We start from the raw sequence: 19890 nt of genomic DNA, 5'->3' as shown, positions 1-19890 counted from the left end.
TGTCAGCGATTACGTGAACCAGCTTTGCTGGTTCACGTAATCGCTGAGCAGAGCATCAAAACTGGGTCGCCACCTCAGGACATAGTCCATAGGAGATGCCTGTTATTGGGGCAGCGAACGCAGTGAGCGATGGGGCGTCGCCCCATCAATGTCCAGTGTGGTCACGCACAGCGGGGCGTGGGGCGCGCAGCCCCGGAAAAAAGCTCCCACCCCCTACCCTCGTCCGGCGGCACGCAGAGCGGCACCGGTGGGCGAGCCTTCGGCGTGCGCCATATCGCAGGGGGTTCCTTCAAAGACCAGATGGCCACCGTTTTTACCGCCGCCGGGGCCGAGCTCGATCAGCCAGTCAGCCAGCGCGATGACATCGAGCTGGTGCTCGATGATGACCACGGTGTTACCGGCGTCCCGGAGCTGGAAGAGCAGGTCCATCAGCTTCTGGATGTCTTCCCAGTGCAGGCCGGTCGTGGGCTCGTCGAGCAGGTACAGGGTCTGCCCCTGCTGGCGGCGCGAAAGCTCGAGCGAGAGCTTGATGCGCTGGGCCTCCCCGCCGGAGAGCGTGTTGGCGGGTTGGCCGAGCTTGACGTAGCCGAGGCCCACCGCTGCCAGCGTGGAGAGCTTTTCAAAAATCTTCGGTTGGTTGCGGAAGTGCCGCATCGCCTCCTCAACCGTCATGTCGAGGACTTCGGCGATGTTGTAGCCCTTGAAGCGGATCTCCAGCGTCTCGCGGTTATAGCGCTGACCACGGCAGCTCGGGCACTCCACGAACACGTCTCCGAGGAACTGCATATCGAGCTTGATCTGGCCGTCGCCCTGACACTTCTCGCAGCGCCCCCCGCGCACGTTAAAGCTGAAGCGACTCGGCTTGTAGCCACGGACCTTGGCCAGCGGGCACTTCGAGAAGAGATCGCGCAACTGATCGAAAAGCTTCACGTACGTAGCCGGGTTCGAGCGCGGGCTGCGCCCGATCGGCTCCTGATCCACGCGCACCACGGTTTTGAAATTGTTCAGCCCGTCGATCTCCTTGTGCAGGCCGGGGATGGCCTTTGCGCCATTGAGCTTAAAGGCCGCCGCGCGCGCCAGGATGTCGTTCACGAGCGTGCTCTTACCCGAACCGGAAACGCCGCACACGACCGTCAGCAGCCCCAGCGGGAAGCCCACATTGAGGTCGCGCAGGTTGTTCTCGCGCGCACCGATTACCGTGAGGTGGCCGTGGCGCGGATCGAGCGGACGCGCATCGCGCATGATCTCGCTTTTACCGGATAGGTACGGGCCGGTGCGCGAACGCGGGGAGGCGATGCACTCCTCTACCGTCCCCTGAAAGATCAACTCGCCACCGGTATCGCCCGCGCCGGGCCCCAGCTCGATTAACTGGTCGGCCACACGCATGGTGTCAGCGTCATGCTCGACCACGAGCACGGCGTTCCCACGGTCTCGCAGGCCGGTGAGCGTCTCGATCAGGCGCTGATTGTCCACCGGGTGCAGGCCGATGCTCGGCTCGTCGAGGATGTAGGCCACGCCAACGAGCCCCATCCCGAGCTGAGTGGCCAGACGCACACGCTGGGCCTCGCCGCCAGAGAGCGTGGCATAGCCACGGTCGAGCGTCAGGTACTCCAGCCCGACCTCGGACAAGAACCCGAGCCGCTCACGCAGACCGCGCACGGCGTCGGCGGCCGACTTGTATCTGTCTCCGCCACGGCTGAGCGTTTCGATAAACTCGCGTGCCCGCTCGATCCCCAGCCCGATAAAGTCCGTGAAAGACACCCCCTCGACGCGGACGTTTCGCGCGCGGGCGTTCAGGCGGCTCCCCTTGCAGTCCGGACACAGCGAGGTGACCTGGTAGGCCATGAGCCGCGCTCGAAAGCCATCGCTGCTGGTCGTGCGGCGCGACTCCTCAAGGTCCGCGATGACCCCCGCAAACGGCAGGGCCTCGGGCTTGGTATTGCCGGGTTTGAGCTTAAAGGAAAAGAGTCGATCACCGGCCCCGTGCAGGATCGTATGGCGGACGTCTTCCGGCAGTTCGCTCCAGGGTACTTTCGGGTCAAAGGGTAGCTGCTCGGCCAGTTGTTTGAGGATGGCGTTGCGCTTGATGATCATCGCCTTTGAGCCGAGGCGCCAGGGCTTGACCGCCCCACCCCGCACGGTCTTCTCCGGGTCGGGGATGACCAGCTCGTCGCTAAACTGCATCGTCTGGCCCAGGCCGCCACAGGTCGGGCAGGCGCCCTCCGGGCTATTCCACGAAAAGGAGCGCGTCGAGAGCGGCTCGTACACGATGCCTGAGCGTGTGCCTGCCAGCGCCTGGCTGAGCTTGAACTCATGCCACGGGCTTTCCCTGTCATGCTGCACCATGACAACCGCACGGTCCCCGCCCTCGCGGAAGGCCAGCTCCAGCGAGTCGGCGATACGCCCGCGCTGGTCCGGGGCCAGGACGATGCGGTCCACCACGACATCGACCGGAATCTCACGGCTGCCGGAGGGGATGATCTTGTCGTCGGCCAGCTCACGTATTTCCCCGTCGATACGCACGCGCAGAAAGCCTTTCTGCCGCAGCCGGGGCAGCTCCTCGCGCAGGACAGCGGGCTTCGCCGTGAGCGCGGGGGCCAGCAGCATCAGGCGGCTCCCCTCCGGCTCCTCATAGATGCGGGCGATGCACTCGTCGAGTGAACGCCGCTCGATCGGCGCGCCGTCCACCGGATCAAACTGCTCCCCGCAGACAGTCCACAGCAGCCGGGCATAGTCGGCGATCTCCGTCACCGTGGCGACCGTGCTGCGCGGATTCGCGCCGGTGATCGTGCGCTGCTCGATGGCGACGACCGGCGGCAGCCCGTGGATAAAGTCCACATCCGGGCGCGGTAGCTGGTCCAGGTACTGCCGGGCGCGCGCCGAGAGGCTCTCCATGTACTTGCGGTAGCCCTCGGCATAGAGCGTGTCAAAGGCCAGCGTGGACTTACCCGAGCCGGATACACCGGTGATGACCACGAGCTGCCCGCGCGGGATGTGCAGCTCGAGGTCGCGCAGGTTATGCTGGCGGGCCCCCTTGATATGGATGTTGGGCTGACTCTCTATCTGGCTCATCGTCTCGTGCAAATATGCTTCCCCTCGGCTCTAAACAAAAGGAATAACCTGCCCTCATTTCGCGCTCACCGCAAGGCCAAGCAGCGTTTGTTTAGCACCCGTAAATCGTCCGAAAAGAGTTGCGGCGAATGACTTGCCGTGATTGGTTTAAGTCATTCAATCTCAACGCCTGAACGTCATGTCCAAACACCCCATACTCTATATCAAGCGAGGCTGCCCCTGGTGCCGCGAGGCCATGGCATTCTTCCAGAAACACGCGATCGAGGTCGACCTGCGCGACGTCAATCTGAGCGCGCAAAACATGCAACGCATGATCGAAGTTAGCGGCCAGACAAAGACCCCTACCCTCGAATACGGCGACTTCATGGTGGCCGATTTCAGCGTGGAAGAGCTTAAGGACGCCCTGGCCGAAGAGCCCGAAGTCCGCCGCGACCTCGGCCTCGCCGATAACTACGAAGACGACTAAAGGGCAATGCCCTTCGCCTTAGATGCTGCACATCTTGATGGGGCTCTGCCACATCGCTCACAGTAAATAGTAGTTCGCCTACAAGTTTCGCACCCTGCCTGCGCAGGCTGTGTGAAGTTCGATTGAGCCGGCGTCAGTCGCCGTTGTCCAGGCCGACGCTCCAAGCGGAGGCCTCAGAGCCCCCGGGTGCAACCCGGCAGGGGCTCGGGTGTGATATAAAACCTCGACACGGCAGATACCCTCGGCATCCTCTCCTCCATGGGTGAGAAGCAGCCGGAAAGAGTTTTCAGTGATCTGCAAAAGCGCATCGTCGTCGCCGCCCTCACCGCCCTGGGTGTTGTTTTCCTATGCGCGGTCGTCCTGCTGTGCTTCTACCTGCTAAAGCTCTTTGTCGGCACCTTTAGTGGTGTCCTCTGGCCCCTGGCCGTAGCCGGCATTCTGGCCATGCTGTTGCGCCCGGTAGTCGGCCTCATCAGCCGCACGCTGCATATCGGGCTCATCCCCTCGATCCTTGTTTTATATGCGCTGGCCATCCTCATCCTCGGAGCGGGCGTCTATGCGGTGGTCGAGCTGTTTGACAAGCAGATCATCCATTTCTTCCAGACACTTCCCGACCAGATCACGGGGCTGGTCGAGGGCATCCGCAGTAAGTTCCCCGACTTGATGACCATCGGTAAGGACATCTTCGGGGAGCAAAAATGGAACCAGATGATGGACCAGAGCGGCGAGCTGGCCAACCGCCTCCTGGAGATGGTCAAAAACAGTGCCGGGAGCATGGTCGGGCTGATCGAAAAGTCCGGACAGGGCCTGCTCACCTTTTTCTCCATCTCGGCCCAGACGGCGATCATTCCGGTTTATCTGTTCTTTCTCCTGCTGAGCAACCGCGACTTCTCGCAGGACCTCAAGCACGAGCTGGTCTTCCTCAACGAAAAAGTCCGTGACGACCTGGTCTTCCTCGTACGCGAGTTTGTCGGCATCATCGTTTCGTTCTTCCGTGGGCAAATCGTGATCGGGCTGATCATGGGCCTCTGCTACGCCATCGGCTTCACCATCGCCGGGCTAAAGTTCGGGTTCTTCATCGGGATGGCCATGGGCTTTCTCAACATCATCCCCTACCTCGGCACCATCCTCGGGCTGGGGATGGCCCTGCCCATCGGCTATCTGCAGGCCGACGGCGGGATGAACACCATCATCTACGTGCTGATCGTCTTCGCCGTCGTGCAGGCGCTGGAGGGCTACTTCCTGACCCCGAAGATCATGGGCGACCGCACCGGACTGCACCCGATGGTCATCATCATCGCGATCTTCTTCTGGGGCACCGCCCTGAACGGCATCCTCGGCATGATCCTCGCCATCCCGTTGACGGCGTTCTTTGTGGTCGCCTGGCGTCTGGCCAAGGTCAAGTACCTGCCCATGCTCACCAATGGCGGTGACAGCTCACTCGAAACGCCGCCCGACAAAGCTGCTGAGGCGTAGTCTTACGAGCCTCATTTACGGGGTGGAAACTGGACGGGCACAGCTTGCGTAAAGCTGTTTAAAACCGGGTCCGTGACTGCGGTCGATCCGGTGATCCGTTGGAAATAACGCTCAGGCTGCGTTATAGTAGTTCATACAAAGCAGCCCGCCCCTGAGAGATTCGGCGGGCCAACGAACGATTAAACCAACGGATTTACCATGAAAAAGAATGCCACGATCTACCGAATGGTAACGCCCGACCACCTGTGTCCCTGGGGCATCAAGGCACTCGATCTACTCAAGCGAAACGGCTATCGGGTAGACGACCACCACCTCGAATCAATGGACGCCAACAAGGCTTACCAGAAGGAGCATGGGTACGATGAAACTCCGCAAATCTTTATCGAAGGAAAGCACCTCGGGGGCTACGACGAACTGCGAGAACACCTTGGCAAAAGCCCAGACCCGAAAGAAGGCGAAACCTATCAGCCAGTCATTGCCATCTTCGCAGTCACCCTGCTGATGGCTTTGACCACGACCTGGGCCATGCTCGGGGCGCTGAATATCATACGCATCCTTGAGCTGTTTATCGCCTTCAGTATGTGTGCACTCGGCATTCAGAAACTCCAGGACTTAAAAGGCTACGCCACCGGCTTTGTCCAGTACGACCTCGTAGCCCAACGCTATGTGCCCTACGCGTATCTCTACGCCTTCATCGAGGCGGGAGGCGGCATACTCATGATCGCAGGCCTGCTGACGTGGATCGTCGCCCCTGTGGTGCTCATCGCAAGCGGGATTGGGGCTGTATCGATTATCAAAGCCGTTTACGTCGAAAAGCGCGACCTGAAATGTGCCTGCGTAGGCGGTGACAGCAGTGTGCCACTCGGTTTCATCTCGCTGACGGAAAACCTGATGATGATCGCGATGGCCGTGTGGATGATGGCGAAGGCCTTGTAGCCACCCCACCCGCGCACAAAAAAAAGCCAGCCGGAGAACCGGCTGGCTTGTAAAGGTATCGTGGATACGCGGCAGTGTGCCTTAGTCCATGTTGGCGACGATAGCGTCACCGAACTCGGAGCACTTGAGCAGCTTCGCGCCGTCCATCAGACGCTCGAAGTCGTAGGTCACGGTCTTGCTGCCGATAGCGCCGTTCACACCCTTGATGATGAGGTCAGCGGCTTCGGTCCAGCCCATGTAGCGGAACATCATCTCGCCGGAGAGGATGACCGAGCCGGGGTTGACCTTGTCCTGGTTGGCGTACTTCGGGGCGGTACCGTGGGTAGCCTCAAAGATGGCGTGGCCGGTGGTGTAGTTGATGTTACCGCCGGGAGCGATACCGATGCCACCCACACAGGCTGCGAGCGCGTCGGAGATGTAGTCACCGTTCAGGTTCAGCGTGGCCAGCACCTCGTACTCGGCAGGGCGAGTGAGGATCTGCTGCAGCATGGCGTCGGCGATGACGTCCTTGATGATGATGTCCTTACCGGTCTTGGGCGACTTGAAGGAGCACCACGGGCCGCCGTCGAGCTCAGTCGCGCCGAACTCTTCCTTCGCGCACTGGTAGCCCCAGTCGCGGAAGGCGCCTTCGGTGAACTTCATGATGTTGCCCTTGTGGACGAGGGTCACCGAGTCGCGTTCGTTGTCGATCGCGTACTGGATGGCGGCCTTGACCAGGCGGAAGGTACCTTCCTTGGAGACGGGCTTGATGCCGAGGCCGGTGGTGTCCGGGAAGCGAACCTTGCTAAACGGGCCGGGGAAGTTTTCCTTCAGCAGAGCCTTCAGCTTTTCGCAGTCTTCGGTGCCGTTCTCGAACTCGATACCGGCGTAGATGTCCTCGGAGTTTTCACGGAAGATCACCATGTCGGTCAGGTCAGGGCGCTTGACCGGGCTGGGCACACCCTCGAACCAACGCACCGGACGCAGACACACGTACAGGTCCAGGATCTGGCGCAGGGCGACATTCAGCGAGCGGATACCGCCACCGACCGGAGTGGTCAGCGGGCCCTTGATGCCGACGAGGTATTCCTTGAAGGCGTCGAGCGTGGCCTGCGGCAGCCAGTCGCCGGTTTGATTAAAGGCTTTTTCGCCAGCGAGCACTTCCAGCCACTCGATCTTACGCGAGCCGCCGTAGGCTTTTTCGACAGCGGCGTCAAAGACGCGAACCGAAGCGTTCCAGATGTCCGGGCCGGTGCCGTCACCCTCGATAAAGGGAAGGACGGGCTTGTCCGGCACGATGAGAGTACCGTTCTCAATGGTGATTTTTTCGCTCATGATAGATTAGAGTTGCTGGCAGAAACGCGCCAGCCGTTCAAGTCCTTTGTCAATGACCTCATCGGAGGTCGCGTAGCTCAGGCGCATACACGCATCCGCACCAAAGGCAACGCCCGGCACGACTGCGACCAGCTCCTGCTCAAGCAGCTTGGCAGCAAAGTCCGTCGAACTCAACCCGAAGCTGGACATTGACGGGAAAAGATAGAAAGCACCCTGCGCGCGGCGGCAGGTGATGCCCTTGATCGCATTGAGGCCGTTGAGGAGCTTCAGGCGGCGGCGGTCGAAGACCTCCAGCATCTGTGCGATAGCGGCCTGCGCCTCGTCGCGCTTCTGCAGCGCGGCCAGCGCACCAAACTGTGCGAAGGTGGTGGCGTTCGAGGAGGTCTGGCTCTGCAGGTTGCCCACGGCCTTGGCGATGGCAGGGTCTGCGACCAGCGTACCCAGACGCCAGCCGGTCATGGAAAATGTCTTCGAGAAGCCGGAGACGGTGATCGTCGCTGCGGCGGCTTCCTTACTCAGCGAGGCAGGGCTGAGGTGCTTGACGTCATCATAGAGCAGGTACTCGTAGATTTCGTCCGACATGATCAGCACACCGGCGCTCAGGCATACCTCAACCAACGCCTCAATTTCCTTGGGCGTGTAGATCGTGCCCGTCGGGTTCGAGGGGCTGTTGAGGATGACCAGTTTGGTCTTCGGCGTGATGGCCTCGCGCAGCTGATCGGCGGTGATCTTAAAGTCCGCCTCTTCTCCAGCGCTGACGATGACCGGCGTCGCACCGGCCAGCTTAGCCATCTCCGGGTAGCTCACCCAGTACGGAGCCGGGATGACGACCTCGTCACCGGGCCCGCAGGTGGCCAGGATGGCCAGATAGCAGGAGTATTTACCACCGGGGCTGACAACAACCTGGGCCGGATCGACCTCCAGGTTATTATCGAGCTGGTACTTCTCGGCCAGCGCCTTCTTCAGGGCCGGCAAGCCGGCGGCGGGGCAATACTTGGTTTGCCCCGCGCGCAAAGCTTCTACGCACGCCTCCTTGATAAATTCGGGCGTATCAAAATCGGGCTCGCCGGCTCCAAACCCGCATACATCCTTGCCTTCAGCCTTGAGGGCTTTTGCCTTCGCATCGACGGCAAGCGTTGGAGACGGGGATATGCCTTTGGCCCAAACGGATAAACGATCTTGTGACATTGCCTTAAAATAACGCTGGTTAATAGCGATAACCAGCGATGGTTGCCAAATGCTTGCGCAAAGCAACCCCTTTTTTGGCACTGTCACTCCAAACCGGTCATAAAAACCGGCTTGAAGTCACGCTTCCGTCCAAAGTTATTTCTTTTTCTTGGCTACCTTCTTCTTGGCGGTCTTCTTAGCCACTTTCTTGGCAGGTGCCTTCTTGACGGCTTTCTTAACTGCCTTCTTGGCCGGAGCCTTCTTCACGGCTTTCTTGACGGCCTTCTTAGCGACTTTCTTTTTGGCGACCTTTTTTACGGGAGCCTTTTTGACTGCCTTCTTGGCAACCTTCTTAACCACCTTTTTCTTGGCGACCTTCTTCACCGGGGCCTTTTTGACGGCCTTCTTGGCAGCCTTTTTGACCACAGTTTTCTTAGCCACCTTCTTCACGGCCTTTTTGGCCGGAGCTTTTTTGACGGCTTTTTTCTTGGCTGTTTTCTTTGTAGGCATGTTCGTTCTAGTTTGGGTTTGGACGCTTTCCCTGTCGGGAAGGTTTGCGAAAAGCTCGTCCAAGGCAGTGCGGAGTAATTCCCCGACACTGATCTTTCTAGCCTTTGAAGTCTTACTTAAAACAGCCTTGTCCTCCTGCCCCAGGCGCACCGAGATCTGCTGGTGCTCTTGAGCCGTTTGGGGGACTTGTGCAAAGTTAAATCGCGAAACAGCCAGACGCACGAGCTCACTGATCGAACCCAGACCAAACTGACGCTGAAGCTTTTTCAGTTGGCGGTATTGTTCCTGACTGATGTCGAAGGTAATAGGGAACGTCTTTTGCATATGCGCTGCCATCTTGGATTAATTATAGCCGTCGTTGATATGTCCTTACGACGACAAGTCATCTTTAAATCAGGACAACGATAACAGGCAACAAAAATATGCGTCCGTCCCAAAGATAAAAACATAGCTTAACCCATGCAGACGAATGCCTCATCTGCCGCTGTGCCGAGCTTTCACTACACAGCCGAACCCCACAGCCCCCGAAGACCTCCTTCCGAAGAATCGCCCAAAGCGCATGTGACGTCATTAGATTTCGATACAGCCCTCCCCTTCCCCAAGGACTCACACGGCCAACGCTCACATCCCGAGCAGCGAGCACAAAAAAAGACGCGAACCAGCGTGCCGCGTCTCAGTCTAATATAGCGTACTCGCCAGGCTGCGCTCAGATCCCCTTAAAGGGAAGACCGCGCACGGGCGGCAAGCCCAGACCAATCGCACGGGGGTCAAACGTCGAGGCGGGCAGGTTTACGCCAACAGCGGCAGCCAGGACGACGAAGCGAGTCTTGTCGCGGCTTCTTTCGTCCACCAAGTCGATCGTCTTAACGATGTACTGGTCGTCAACTTCCTTGTAGCTCACGACCTTGAATGTGCGCATCGGCTGGCCGTCCTTGTCGAGCTCTTCGATTTTGTTGAGCGCACGAAAGTTCCGGTCGAGACTGATCGCAACGCCCTTCAGCTCGGGAGCATTCTTTTCCCAGCCCGGAGGCGGCAGCATGATAAAAGTATCGCTCGGGCGGCCGGAGCGGCGCTCGCTACCGGCATAGTCGAAGTTCTCCCAGTAGACGAAGGGCATCAACAGGTCGAAAGGCGTGTAGACGATATCCTTGAGCAGAGGATCGCGCATCTGGCCCTTGGGCATCTCGACCGCGCGGCCGTCCTTACCGGCGACCCACACCTTTGGGTTCAGGCCGTTCTGCACGATCATGTCCACCGCCGGAGCCGTGGAGTTATCGTCATTCCAGATTACGATACGATTGCGCGGCCCCTCGGCGTTCCAGGTCCCCCAGAGGTAACCCTCGAAACTGACCTTATCGCCGCGGCGCGGATAGTGCACCAGCTCGAACCGGAAAACATAATCCCCACTCAGTCGCTGGCGCTGGAAGGCCTCCAACTGCGCACGCCCTTCTTCGAGCGTGAGCGGGGTGACTTCCTGAGCGGCACGACCACGTTCCCCGGGCTTGGCAGCCTGGGCATGAGCGGCGCCCGCGAGACAGCACAAGGCAAACGCGGTGCAGGCGCACCGCCGAAAAAGCTTTTTCGCAAAGACGCCCATAGCCCCTTACTGGGCAGCCGGGGTTTCTGCGTCGGAAGCCGGAGCGGATTCCGGTGCCGGGGCGGCCTCGATACCGGTCGGTTCGCCGACATTCACGGTGCTGGTACCGCTGCCAGCGGTCGAGGCGGCGGCCTCCTCCGAGGCGGGCACATCGGTCAGGTCCGGCAGGGGAGCCTTTGTCTCAAACTCGCTCATACCGGGCAGGGCGGCACCCTTGGCAACCTGCTGCTCGTCGTAGTTGGCCATAAAGCCCAGATAAAGGCCGAATGCCACGATGAAAAACAGGGCAGCCCCGATAATCGTGCCGCGCACCAGAACATTACTGGCACCACCGCCGAGGGCGGACTCAGCAGCGCCGCCACCGAGGGAGGCGCCCATGCCAGCGTTCGTGCTGGCACGCTGCATCAGGACGATCAGTGTAATAAAGCCGCAGATAAGGATCAGGACGACCGTAAAGAAACCTAGGATAATACCGCTCATGGAATGACTTTCTTGAAAAAGAGTCCGAAAATGGGGAAAAGTTCCACCCAGTTCAAGCCGAAATCTACAGGCTGCACCCGCTGGCAAAATGATGGGGCCCTGCCCCACGGGTCACAGCTAAATCACTGCAGGCCGGTTTTTTCCAGAATGCGCTGCAGGTCTTCGTTACCGTAGTACTCGATAATGAGGCGCCCCTTTTTAGCGGTGTGCTTGAGGTGGACCTTGGTATTGAGCCGCGTGGCAATCTGCTTCTCCAGGTCGCGGACGATGGTATTCTCAGCCTCGGCAGGACTCCGGTGCAAATGGTGCTGGCTGCTCCCCTCCCCTTTCAGGCGGTGCAGCTGCTTCTCGGCCTCACGCACACTCATACCGGTCTCGATGATGCGGCGAGCCAGCAGCAGGCGCTGGGCCGGGTCTTCGAGCCCGAGCAGGACCTTGGCGTGTCCGGCGGAGAGCATCCCTTTGGCAACATAGCCCTGGATCTCCCGGTCGAGCTGGAGCAGGCGCAGAGCATTAGCCACGGTGGCACGGCCCTTACCCACGCGCTCGGCTACCGCCTCCTGCGTGAGGTCAAAGTCACCCATCAGGCTGGCGTAGGCGAGCGCCTCTTCAATCGCGTTCAAGCCCTCGCGCTGGACATTCTCGATCAAGGAAATCACGGCCGACGAGCTGTCGGAGGCATCCATGACGCGGGCGGCAATTTTCTTCAGCCCCAGGTGCAGGTGGGCGCGCCAACGGCGCTCCCCGGCGATCAACTCGTACTTACTGCCGCGCTGGCGCACGACGATGGGCTGCAGCAGCCCCTCCGAGCGAATGCTCTCGGCCAGCTCCTTAACCTGCTCGCCGTTCATCGCGCGGCGGGGCTGGTAGGGGCTGGGCTCGATGGTGGAGACATCGATCTCCCGGTACGGGCCCTCGGGGGCCGGGGTCGGTGCAGGCGCGGGCTCGACCTTCTCGGGAGCGGGCGCAGGCTTGGGTGCAGCGCGCTTGATCGGCTTTACGCTGGTCTTTTCCTTTTTGCTGCCCTTCGACTTTTTAGGAGCCGGGGTCGGCTCGGGAGCTTCTTTTTTGGCGACGCCGCCGGCGATAAGGTTGCCGAGGCCGCGGCCGAGTCGTTTCTTCGCTTGAGCCATATTAGTTACGCTGGGGCACGAAAATGGTTTCTCCCGCCTTCAGGTTACGGGGGTCGCTGATTTTGTTCGCGTTCTGGATGTCGCGGACGGTGGAGTTGAGTTTACGGGCGATACTGGAGAGGCTGTCGCCGGACTGCACGACGTAGGGCACGCCGGTCTGCGGATAGTCCTGGTCAAAAGTCGTGGTCTGGCTCTGCTGGCTGTAGGCGCGGGCCTTTGTGATCTGCTCAAAGCCCTGCTGCGTCTGGCTGGCCAGATCTTTCATCTGCCGCGTCATCTCGGCATAAACTTCTTTTTTCAGGGCCTGCTCTCGGTCAGGCAGGGTGCCGAGCTGCGCATTCACCTGCGCGGTGAGCTGGTTATACTGGCTGACGAGCGCGTTCTGCTGGCGCGACTGTGCTTCGACTGCCTTGCGCAGAGCATCGTTCTCGCGCTGAAGCGCCTCCATATCTAGCTGGAGCCGCCCCACCTGGGCCCGAAGTTGCTCAACCTGCTGATAGACATCGGCCAGGGTGATACGGGTCTGGCCCATCACCGCGGGGATCGCGGCCAGCCACACGAGACATCCCGTCAGAAAACATTTCATCATAAAGCACTGAGATTAGGCCGTGCGGATTTGTTGGCAAGCTTCGGTTATGCCCAAAGCGCGCAAGAAGAAATATTAACGAAAAGTTTCCGCTGCACGCGGAGGCAGGGTTTCGCTCAAAGCAGGTTTTTAAAGAAACACCGCTCTCTATATAGAAAGAGCGAGACCGGGCTATTTAGCCGGCTTCTTGTCCTTGTTGCCCTCGTCCTTTTTACGGTCGCAGATCCCGAGCTCGGTCAACTGGTCACAGCTGGCCTCCAGGCGCAGGCTGACATTTTTCGGACTGAAGCCCTGCTTGCGGGCAAGCGCTCCCTCGCGCAGGACGAGGCAAGGGTCCTCCAGCGGGAAAACCTGCTTACAGTCCTGACAGACGACGTGGCTCTGGCCCGGCTGGCCAGCATTGGCCGGAGCGTAGCATTTTTTCTCGCCCGGCCCCTGCACCTCGTGCAGCACATGGGCGTCTACGAGATGCCCCAGCGTACGGTAGACCGTCGAAAGCGATATCTGGCTGTCCTCCCGGCGGCAGCGGGCCAGCAGCGTCTCCGCGTCAAAGGCATCCGCTGCGCGTAAGGCGACCTCGCAGATGATCTTGCGGACAACGGTCACTGAGCTGCCCTTCGTCCGCCAGTAGGCGTAGGCTTGGGCAATCAGGTAATCCGAGGGGCTCTCAGCAGCTTCCGCCATACGCTCAGGCAGCGAGACCGTCAGATTTGAAGGCGAACTGCAGCTCGATGCGCTTGCTGTTGTAGACCCGGTTATGGATCACCTCCTGCAGCATGCGCTGGCAGAATGACTCCAGATCGGCGTCGTCCAGAAAGAGCGGGATGTGCTCCAGGAGCTGGTCCTGGTCATCCTTGGCCACGACGACGAGGTTTGTTTCCAGCCACTTGCGCAGAGCGTTCAGGCGGCGGACCTTGTCTCCCCGGGCTGCGTTAAACAGCTTGAAGTAGCAGGAGACACAGCGCCCTGGGTTTTGCTTGCTCAGCGCGTGCTCACGCAGATCCAAAATGGCATCTGCCTGTTTGTAGAAGGCGTCGCTAAGCGGTACCAAGACCTCATGTAAAAATTGGGCGCTCATTGACACCATCTAGATGCCAATGAGACCCAATCGCAAGAATAAAATGCCTGTCAGGTGATTTTTTCTAAATCACCCTGCCCGGTTAGGCCTTGGCGGAGTATTCCCCACACCAGTCAGCGGAGCCGGTTTCCGGGAAACGCGTTTCGAAGCGCGTATCTTCGTCAACGGCGAAGACGACGGACTGGGGGGCATTACGGCGGCATTCACCCTTGTCGCTGGAAACACTCTTCCAGTAGGCGCATTTGCTGCATGTGGCGGTGGCGGTCATTGTCTTTTCCATAAATCAATCCTTGGTTGAAGTTATGGGTAATAATTAAGCATAAGGTTACCCTTTGTTCCAGTCTATGATGCAAACAACAGGCATTTGCTAATGAGATGCGGTCTCGCACCATTTGAGCGTGAATCTCAATTGCAAAGCAGGCTCAGCGGCGATGGAGCGGCAGTCTCGCTATCCCGCATCACCCTCTTCGAAGCCGATACAACCTTAGCACTAGTGCGGCTATGCATAAGCCAAAGGCGCGTCCCCAAAGCAGTCGAAAAAGGCTACCCTCCTGCGTGAGAAAACACACGACAGCCATGCGCGAGAGACCCTGGTCTCCCTCCGACAGGAAGTCACCGGAGGCACGTTACCAAAACCACACCACCCTGCTCTAGCCGTAAGATGACGGCCCCTGGAGATCAGGACTCGTCCAGAACTTTTCGCACGAGCGTCCCCAGTGCGTGCATGCTGTGCGGCTTGGGCAGGAGGGCGCGTATCCCGGCCGAGGCGATCACATCGGAGGTCAGCTTGGCCGAGTAGCCGGTGGTGAGAATGATGCGCTGCTCGGGGTTCAGCTTGATGAGCTCTTTCGCAAAATCCATCCCCGTCATGCGCGGCATCGTCTCATCCGTCATGATCAGGCTATAACGATCCGGCTGCTGTCGCACCTTTTCGAGAGCTTTCTGAGGATCGGAGCAGCCTTCGGCCTCATATCCGATCATCTCGAGTGTTTTCTGCCCCAGTAAAAGCAGGGATTCCTCGTCATCTACGATGAGGATTCTCTCGCCATGGCCCTGGGGTACGGGTGCCGCTTCATCATCCACGTCTTCTACCGTATCTAAGTGAACAGGAAAATAAAGGCGAAATGTCGTGCCCACATCAAGCTGACTATAAACGGTAATGGCGCCATCGTGGGACTTCATGATCCCATGCACCACTGCCAGCCCGAGGCCGGTCCCCTCGCCTGCCGGCTTAGTGGTATAAAACGGGTCATAGATGCGCCGCAGGGTTTCCTTACTCATCCCGTGTCCGCTATCCGACACCGATATGCGCGCGTACTTACCCGGCTGCAGATTCGGGTTCTGCTCAGCGACATGGCCGTCCACCTCGAAAGGTTCCAGGATAACATCCAGATGTCCGGAGCGCTCCTTCATCGCGTGCAGGGCATTTGTGCCGAGGTTGAGCAGCACCTGCTGTATCTGCCCGCCGTTGGCCAGTACCGTGGGCGTAGATGGCTCGATCTTGCTGTTGATCTCGATCGACGACGGCAGAGAGGCACGCAGCAGCCCGATTGATTCCTGGACGACCTCGTGCAGCTTCGTCACCTTGCGCTCCAGCGGCTCCTGCCTGCTAAAGGTCAGTATCTGCTTGATCAACGCAGTCGCCCGCGAGCAGGCTTTAGTCACAGTGGCGAGGTTCTCTGTCACCTCGGGCTGCGTCGATGCCATGCTGGCTAACTGGGTATAGCCGTTGATGGCCATCATGATGTTGTTGAAGTCGTGGGCGATGCCTCCGGCCAGTGTGCCGATGGCCTCCATCTTCTGCGCCTGACTGAGCTGGCCCTCCAGCTTACGTTTATCCGAAACATCGCGCAGGATGGCCAGAAAGCCATTGGGGTGGCCGTCCACATCCTGTGTCGCATAGGCCAGCGTCTCGACCCAGACCTTTGAGCCGTCCTTGCGGATCTCCTGACGCTCACGATGGATGGAGTGACCGGTGCGCAGGATCTCCATGCGATCCAGCGTGGCCGTACGCTCACTCTTGGGGTAGCGCGAGAGGTAGGACCTGCCGATCATCTCCTCCGCTGTCCAGCCCAGCAGGTTTGTCGCCCCCTGATTCCAATACAGGATTTTCGACTCCAGGTCGGTAAAGATGATCGCATCGCGCAGGCGTGAGAGGATCTCCGCATCGCGTTTCAGGAGCTCTTCGTTACGCTTGCGCACTGTGACGTCGCGCATGGTAACGAGGAAAGCCGCCTCGTCGTTCCAGACGGTTTCGCTCACCCGCATTTCGACCACGCGGCATGAGCCATCCCGGTGGGGGACTTTAAGCTCGCAGGGCTCATCCTCGGAAACGGGATAGCTGAAGGGGTGACCGATCAAGTCCAGCAAACGCTCGCCCAGCATATCCTCGGCAGCGGGGTTCGCGAACTGCACGACCTTGTCACGATCGACAACGAGGATAGCGTCCACATTTGACTCAATGATCTGGCGAATGCGTGATTCGCTGGCCGCCAGTTGACGAGTCTTTTTGCGTAGTTCGCTGTCAATACGCTGGCGCTCGACCGCATAGCGGATGGAGCGTCCCAGCAGAGCGCCCTCAAAAGAGTTTTTCCGTAAAAAGTCCTGCGCCCCGACCCGCAGGGCTCGCGTGCCAGCGTCTTCATCCTCCAGCCCCGTGAGGACGAGCACAGGCACATCGGGATGCTCGCGTTTCAGGCGTAAACAGCTTTGCTCCCCCTGTGAATCCGGTAAGCCGAGATCGAGCAGCACGGCATCAAAACGCTCCCCGGAAAGCATATCCAGACCGTCACCCATTCGGGAGGCATGCGACAGGTCGAAAGTCAGATCATTCACCTCTTCCAACAACGACTCCAGAATGAGGACATCGGCGGGGTTGTCCTCGATCAGAAGAATGCGGAAGCTGTGCGGCTTAGGCATCTTCGTCGTGGGGGAGTTCGACGACACAGAACCAGAAATCATGGATGGACCTCACTATTTGTGAAAATGAGTCGAAGTTGACCGGCTTCACCACGTAGCAATTTGCGTGGAGGCCATAGACAGCTTCAACGTCATCTTCGTTACTCGATGTGCTCAGCACCACGACCGGAATGCGCTGCAGAGAGGGATCGCCTTTAATCTCGGCCAGCACCTCACGCCCGCTCTTACGGGGCAGGTTCAGGTCGAGCAGGATTAAGCCCGGACGAGAGGCATCTTTATACTTACCGCGCCGATGCAGAAATTCCAGGGCATCGACACCATCCTGCACCACATGGAGCACATTTAAGACCTTGGAGTACTCCAGGGCTTCGCGCGTCAGCATAACATCCGCCGGACTATCTTCAACCAGCAGGATTTCGACGGGACGTGTGCTCATTTTCATGGTGTTAAATATAGGATAATTAAAATTATTATTTATTCCAAACTATTTATTTACATGATTGCTAGTCATCCTGAAGCGTAAATGAAAAGGTGCTGCCCTTGCCGGGCGTCGACTCCACCCAGATGCGCCCCCCATGGCGCTCGACGATGCGCTTGCACAGCGCCAGCCCGATACCCGTACCGGAGTATTCATCGCGGGTGTGCAGGCGCTGGAAGATCACAAAGATGCGGTCAAAGTAATCCTGCTCGATGCCGATACCGTTATCGCGCACACCCAGCTCCCACACGCCGTCTTTTTCAGTCGCAGAGATATGGATCTCCGGTCGTTGATCGCCACTGAACTTCAACGCATTGCCGATCAGGTTCTGAAAGAGCATGGTGAGCTGACCTGCATCCCCCTTCACATCAGGCATGGGATCATGGGTGATCTGCGCCTCAGTCTCCTGACAGAGCGCCTCAAGATTCTTCAACGCGTTCTTCAGCGGCACCCGCAGATTAATCGGCTGCATCTCCTCACCGCGCGTACTGACCCGTGAGAAAGACAGCAGGTCGCGGATCAAACGCTGCATACGCTCGGCACCATCGACCGTGTGCGTGATAAACTCATCGGCACGCTCATCGAGTTTACCCTCGTAGCGTTTTTTCAAGAGCTGGGCACAGCCGGCCACTGCGCGCAGCGGCTCCTGCAGGTCGTGGGATGCGATGTAGGCAAACTGCTCCAGGTCCTTGTTTGAGCGGCTCAGCTTGGTCGCCTGTCGGGCCAGTTCTTCGGCCGCCTTGATGTTATCCGTAATGTCCGAGCGCACCGCCACATATTGACGCGGCTTACCGTCCTCACCCATAAAGGGCACGATCGTGGTATCGACCCAGTAGATCGCCCCGTCCTTGGCACGGTTGCGGACCTTGCCATGCCAGACAACCCCCTTGGAGATCGTGCCCCAGAGGTCGCTCATAAACTCTTTCGGATGGTAGCCGGAGTTGAGGATGCGGTGATCCTGCCCGATCAGCTCGTCACGCGAATACTTTGATATGGCGCAGAACTTATCGTTCACGTAGGTGATGCGTCCACGCGGGTCTGTGATCGCCACGATGGCATGCTCATCAAGAGCCGTCTTGAGGTCGTGAATCTCACGCTGGCTGGCCAGCAGGTTAAATTCGGTCTCGCGCTGGGCCGTGATGTCGCGGGCGATCCTTGAGAGGCCGAGCGGTTTGCCGTGCTCATCCGAGATCGCAGAGGCGACCACAGAAACCTCCCGCAACGTTCCATCCTTACACAGACGCTTGGCAATAAAGTGCCCCATTTGCTCGCCCTGCCGAATACTCTTCAGCACATCGGCCTCATCCGAATACTCATCATGCGGAATCAGGCGGGCCATCGTTTGCCCGATCATCTCATCTGCCGTGTAGCCGTAAATACGCTCGGCCGACGGGTTCCAGCTCGTAATCGTGCCGCTGAGATTTTCACTGACGATGGCAGCATCCGTTGACTCAACCACGGCCCGGTAGAGGGCGTTCTCCCGGAGGGCATCACTCAGACGCTGGTTGCGGTCGACCATCTCCTGGTGCGCACGGTTCAGAGCCCCCGCCTGAATCCAGATAATCACCGCAAAGGCCAGGATCGTGACCACCACAAACAAATCCACAGTAATCGACGCGTCATAATAACCGGCATGCTCGCCCCGGATCAGCAGCCACCCCAGCAGCAACGGAAATATCAGAGCAACCGGCAACTGCCGCCGGGCATAGCGCCCGCCCATGCGCTTACTGGTAATGACAGAAGACAGCCCCTCGTCAGGTCTCGCCAGTAATCCGCCCAGCCCCAGGACCACGAACAGCAGCGAAGTGTGCATGGCCATGGAGGAGAACCAGAAAAACTTGTACAGCGAGGAGAACTCCAGCAGGTAGCCGTTGACGCCGATCATCCCGCCCCAAAAAGCGCCGAGGCAAAAGACCTGCCCTAGCTGCACGCTCCCTTTTTTCTCACTGGAGAGCAGGATCAGTCCTATCCCCAGCAGGGAAAAGCAAAACGCAGTCGCCGTAGACATACGCCCCGGGAAGTCCTCGGCAGCCGTTGCCAGGTCACGCACCGCCCACTGGTCGATTCCTATATTAAAACCGATCCAGGTCTGCCCGAGCGTCACCACTGCGATAAACAGCGAGGCCACCGCAAATCCATGCGCAACGATGCGAGGCCAACCAACGGCAATACTGATGAGCGAAACCGCGGATAACAGGAAGCACAGCGCAGTGTTAAACTTCATCGTCGCCAGCCCGCGAACCACGCTCTTGACCGCAGCAATATCAGCAATCCAGCCTATCAGAACGACGATGCTGACAATCGCGCTAAAAGCGCCAAGCAAGAGAGACTGCCGGGTATAGCGATTCATGGTGAGACGCGGTGGAGAGAGAGACCGGACTCGAAATCGGGGAGAGAGGATAAAATATTAACGACTAAGGTCGAATACCTAAATTGACACAAAATTCACATCCGTCAAACATATGCGCCCATGCGGGATATGTAATTAACATTATTTCTACGAGTAAAGAGTCCAACGTCCCCATATTTATTCCTGGGCACTTCTCAGCGGCATCAATATCGGCTCTCCACCGGCCACGACAAGGGATGCCTAAACCAGCACGTTGGTCTTAAACGCGTTACTTATTACACTCCAAGGGCACGTTCAGCTCATACCGGGATAAGCGATAAAGCCTATT

Annotated in this window: 17 protein-coding genes; 3 read left to right on the top strand and 14 right to left on the bottom strand. The window is 58.9% G+C overall.

The genetic code is table 11. The annotated features are described in order from the left end of the window. Positions 1–213: 213 nt before the first annotated feature. The gene (gene uvrA, locus K0V07_RS11160) at positions 214–3072 is read right to left on the bottom strand and encodes an excinuclease ABC subunit UvrA (RefSeq protein WP_220621470.1); all 2859 of its coding nucleotides are present in this window, start codon (positions 3070–3072) and stop codon (positions 214–216) included. Positions 3073–3250: 178 nt separating this feature from the next. Between uvrA and K0V07_RS11155 the strand changes: the two genes are divergently transcribed. The 3 genes from K0V07_RS11155 (at position 3251) to K0V07_RS11145 (ending at position 5950) form a co-directional block, all read left to right on the top strand. Continuing rightward, entirely contained in the window at positions 3251–3538 is a 288-nt protein-coding gene (locus K0V07_RS11155; protein WP_220621469.1) for a glutaredoxin family protein, read from the top strand. A 258-nt stretch (positions 3539–3796) separates the two neighbouring features. Beyond that, positions 3797–5014, top strand: coding sequence for an AI-2E family transporter (locus K0V07_RS11150; protein ID WP_220621468.1), 1218 nt, complete (start codon positions 3797–3799; stop codon positions 5012–5014). A gap of 198 nt (positions 5015–5212) precedes the next feature. Beyond that, positions 5213–5950, top strand: a complete 738-nt coding sequence (locus tag K0V07_RS11145; RefSeq protein WP_220621467.1) for a MauE/DoxX family redox-associated membrane protein — start codon at positions 5213–5215, stop codon at positions 5948–5950. Positions 5951–6031: 81 nt separating this feature from the next. Here the strand turns inward: K0V07_RS11145 and icd are convergent, their stop codons facing one another. The 13 genes from icd to K0V07_RS11080 all read right to left on the bottom strand — a co-directional run bounded on the left by icd (position 6032) and on the right by K0V07_RS11080 (position 19562). Then, positions 6032–7264, bottom strand: a complete 1233-nt coding sequence (gene icd / locus K0V07_RS11140) for an NADP-dependent isocitrate dehydrogenase (protein WP_220621466.1) — start codon at positions 7262–7264, stop codon at positions 6032–6034. Between the two features lie 6 nt (positions 7265–7270). After that, the gene (locus K0V07_RS11135) at positions 7271–8452 is read right to left on the bottom strand and encodes a pyridoxal phosphate-dependent aminotransferase (protein ID WP_220621465.1); all 1182 of its coding nucleotides are present in this window, start codon (positions 8450–8452) and stop codon (positions 7271–7273) included. A 135-nt stretch (positions 8453–8587) separates the two neighbouring features. Continuing rightward, on the bottom strand, positions 8588–9265 hold the full coding sequence (locus K0V07_RS11130) for a CopG family transcriptional regulator (RefSeq protein ID WP_220621464.1): 678 nt from the start codon (positions 9263–9265) through the stop codon (positions 8588–8590). 382 nt (positions 9266–9647) lie between these two features. Beyond that, positions 9648–10484: an outer membrane lipoprotein-sorting protein gene (locus K0V07_RS11125; protein ID WP_220621463.1), complete on the bottom strand. Its 837-nt coding sequence runs from the start codon at positions 10482–10484 to the stop codon at positions 9648–9650. 60 nt (positions 10485–10544) lie between these two features. Further along, on the bottom strand, positions 10545–11018 hold the full coding sequence (gene secG, locus K0V07_RS11120) for a preprotein translocase subunit SecG (RefSeq protein ID WP_220621462.1): 474 nt from the start codon (positions 11016–11018) through the stop codon (positions 10545–10547). Positions 11019–11140: 122 nt separating this feature from the next. Then, positions 11141–12151, bottom strand: coding sequence for a ParB/RepB/Spo0J family partition protein (locus tag K0V07_RS11115; RefSeq protein ID WP_220621461.1), 1011 nt, complete (start codon positions 12149–12151; stop codon positions 11141–11143). Position 12152: 1 nt separating this feature from the next. Then, positions 12153–12740, bottom strand: a complete 588-nt coding sequence (locus tag K0V07_RS11110) for a LysM domain-containing protein (protein ID WP_220621460.1) — start codon at positions 12738–12740, stop codon at positions 12153–12155. Between the two features lie 168 nt (positions 12741–12908). Then, complete coding sequence (locus K0V07_RS11105; protein WP_220621459.1) at positions 12909–13421, bottom strand: transcriptional repressor; 513 nt, start codon at positions 13419–13421, stop codon at positions 12909–12911. 4 nt (positions 13422–13425) lie between these two features. Beyond that, positions 13426–13815 carry a hypothetical protein gene (locus tag K0V07_RS11100; protein WP_220621458.1) on the bottom strand — a complete coding sequence of 130 codons (390 nt, stop codon included), beginning with the start codon at positions 13813–13815 and terminating at the stop codon, positions 13426–13428. Positions 13816–13897: 82 nt separating this feature from the next. After that, a complete protein-coding gene (locus K0V07_RS11095; RefSeq protein ID WP_220621457.1) occupies positions 13898–14095 on the bottom strand; it encodes a hypothetical protein in 198 nt (65 codons plus the stop codon). 398 nt (positions 14096–14493) lie between these two features. Then, positions 14494–16734 (bottom strand): PAS domain S-box protein, encoded by a 2241-nt coding sequence (locus tag K0V07_RS11090; RefSeq protein ID WP_220621456.1) that lies wholly within the window; start codon positions 16732–16734, stop codon positions 14494–14496. Next, positions 16727–17176, bottom strand: coding sequence for a response regulator (locus K0V07_RS11085; protein ID WP_220621455.1), 450 nt, complete (start codon positions 17174–17176; stop codon positions 16727–16729). Before K0V07_RS11085 ends, K0V07_RS11090 begins: the two co-directional genes overlap by 8 nt. Positions 17177–17237: 61 nt before the next feature. Further along, complete coding sequence (locus K0V07_RS11080) at positions 17238–19562, bottom strand: PAS domain S-box protein (protein WP_220621454.1); 2325 nt, start codon at positions 19560–19562, stop codon at positions 17238–17240. Positions 19563–19890: the final 328 nt, after the last annotated feature.

This window comes from Ruficoccus sp. ZRK36, from assembly GCF_019603315.1.
In the GTDB taxonomy this organism is placed as follows: Bacteria; Verrucomicrobiota; Verrucomicrobiia; order Opitutales; family Cerasicoccaceae; genus Ruficoccus.
The sequence above is the reverse complement of the archived record's forward strand: the minus strand, read 5'-3'. Positions and strand labels throughout refer to the sequence as shown.

Bases quoted from the DNA above. Each gene is read 5' to 3' on its own strand.
- uvrA (WP_220621470.1), bottom strand. From the start codon at position 3,072: ATGAGCCAGATAGAGAGTCAGCCCAACATCCATATCAAGGGGGCCCGC.
- K0V07_RS11155 (WP_220621469.1), top strand. From the start codon at position 3,251: ATGTCCAAACACCCCATACTCTATATCAAGCGAGGCTGCCCCTGGTGC.
- K0V07_RS11150 (WP_220621468.1), top strand. From the start codon at position 3,797: ATGGGTGAGAAGCAGCCGGAAAGAGTTTTCAGTGATCTGCAAAAGCGC.
- K0V07_RS11145 (WP_220621467.1), top strand. From the start codon at position 5,213: ATGAAAAAGAATGCCACGATCTACCGAATGGTAACGCCCGACCACCTG.
- icd (WP_220621466.1), bottom strand. From the start codon at position 7,264: ATGAGCGAAAAAATCACCATTGAGAACGGTACTCTCATCGTGCCGGAC.
- K0V07_RS11135 (WP_220621465.1), bottom strand. From the start codon at position 8,452: ATGTCACAAGATCGTTTATCCGTTTGGGCCAAAGGCATATCCCCGTCT.
- K0V07_RS11130 (WP_220621464.1), bottom strand. From the start codon at position 9,265: ATGCAAAAGACGTTCCCTATTACCTTCGACATCAGTCAGGAACAATAC.
- secG (WP_220621462.1), bottom strand. From the start codon at position 11,018: ATGAGCGGTATTATCCTAGGTTTCTTTACGGTCGTCCTGATCCTTATC.
- K0V07_RS11115 (WP_220621461.1), bottom strand. From the start codon at position 12,151: ATGGCTCAAGCGAAGAAACGACTCGGCCGCGGCCTCGGCAACCTTATC.
- K0V07_RS11110 (WP_220621460.1), bottom strand. From the start codon at position 12,740: ATGATGAAATGTTTTCTGACGGGATGTCTCGTGTGGCTGGCCGCGATC.
- K0V07_RS11105 (WP_220621459.1), bottom strand. From the start codon at position 13,421: ATGGCGGAAGCTGCTGAGAGCCCCTCGGATTACCTGATTGCCCAAGCC.
- K0V07_RS11100 (WP_220621458.1), bottom strand. From the start codon at position 13,815: ATGAGCGCCCAATTTTTACATGAGGTCTTGGTACCGCTTAGCGACGCC.
- K0V07_RS11095 (WP_220621457.1), bottom strand. From the start codon at position 14,095: ATGGAAAAGACAATGACCGCCACCGCCACATGCAGCAAATGCGCCTAC.
- K0V07_RS11090 (WP_220621456.1), bottom strand. From the start codon at position 16,734: ATGCCTAAGCCGCACAGCTTCCGCATTCTTCTGATCGAGGACAACCCC.
- K0V07_RS11085 (WP_220621455.1), bottom strand. From the start codon at position 17,176: ATGAAAATGAGCACACGTCCCGTCGAAATCCTGCTGGTTGAAGATAGT.
- K0V07_RS11080 (WP_220621454.1), bottom strand. From the start codon at position 19,562: ATGAATCGCTATACCCGGCAGTCTCTCTTGCTTGGCGCTTTTAGCGCG.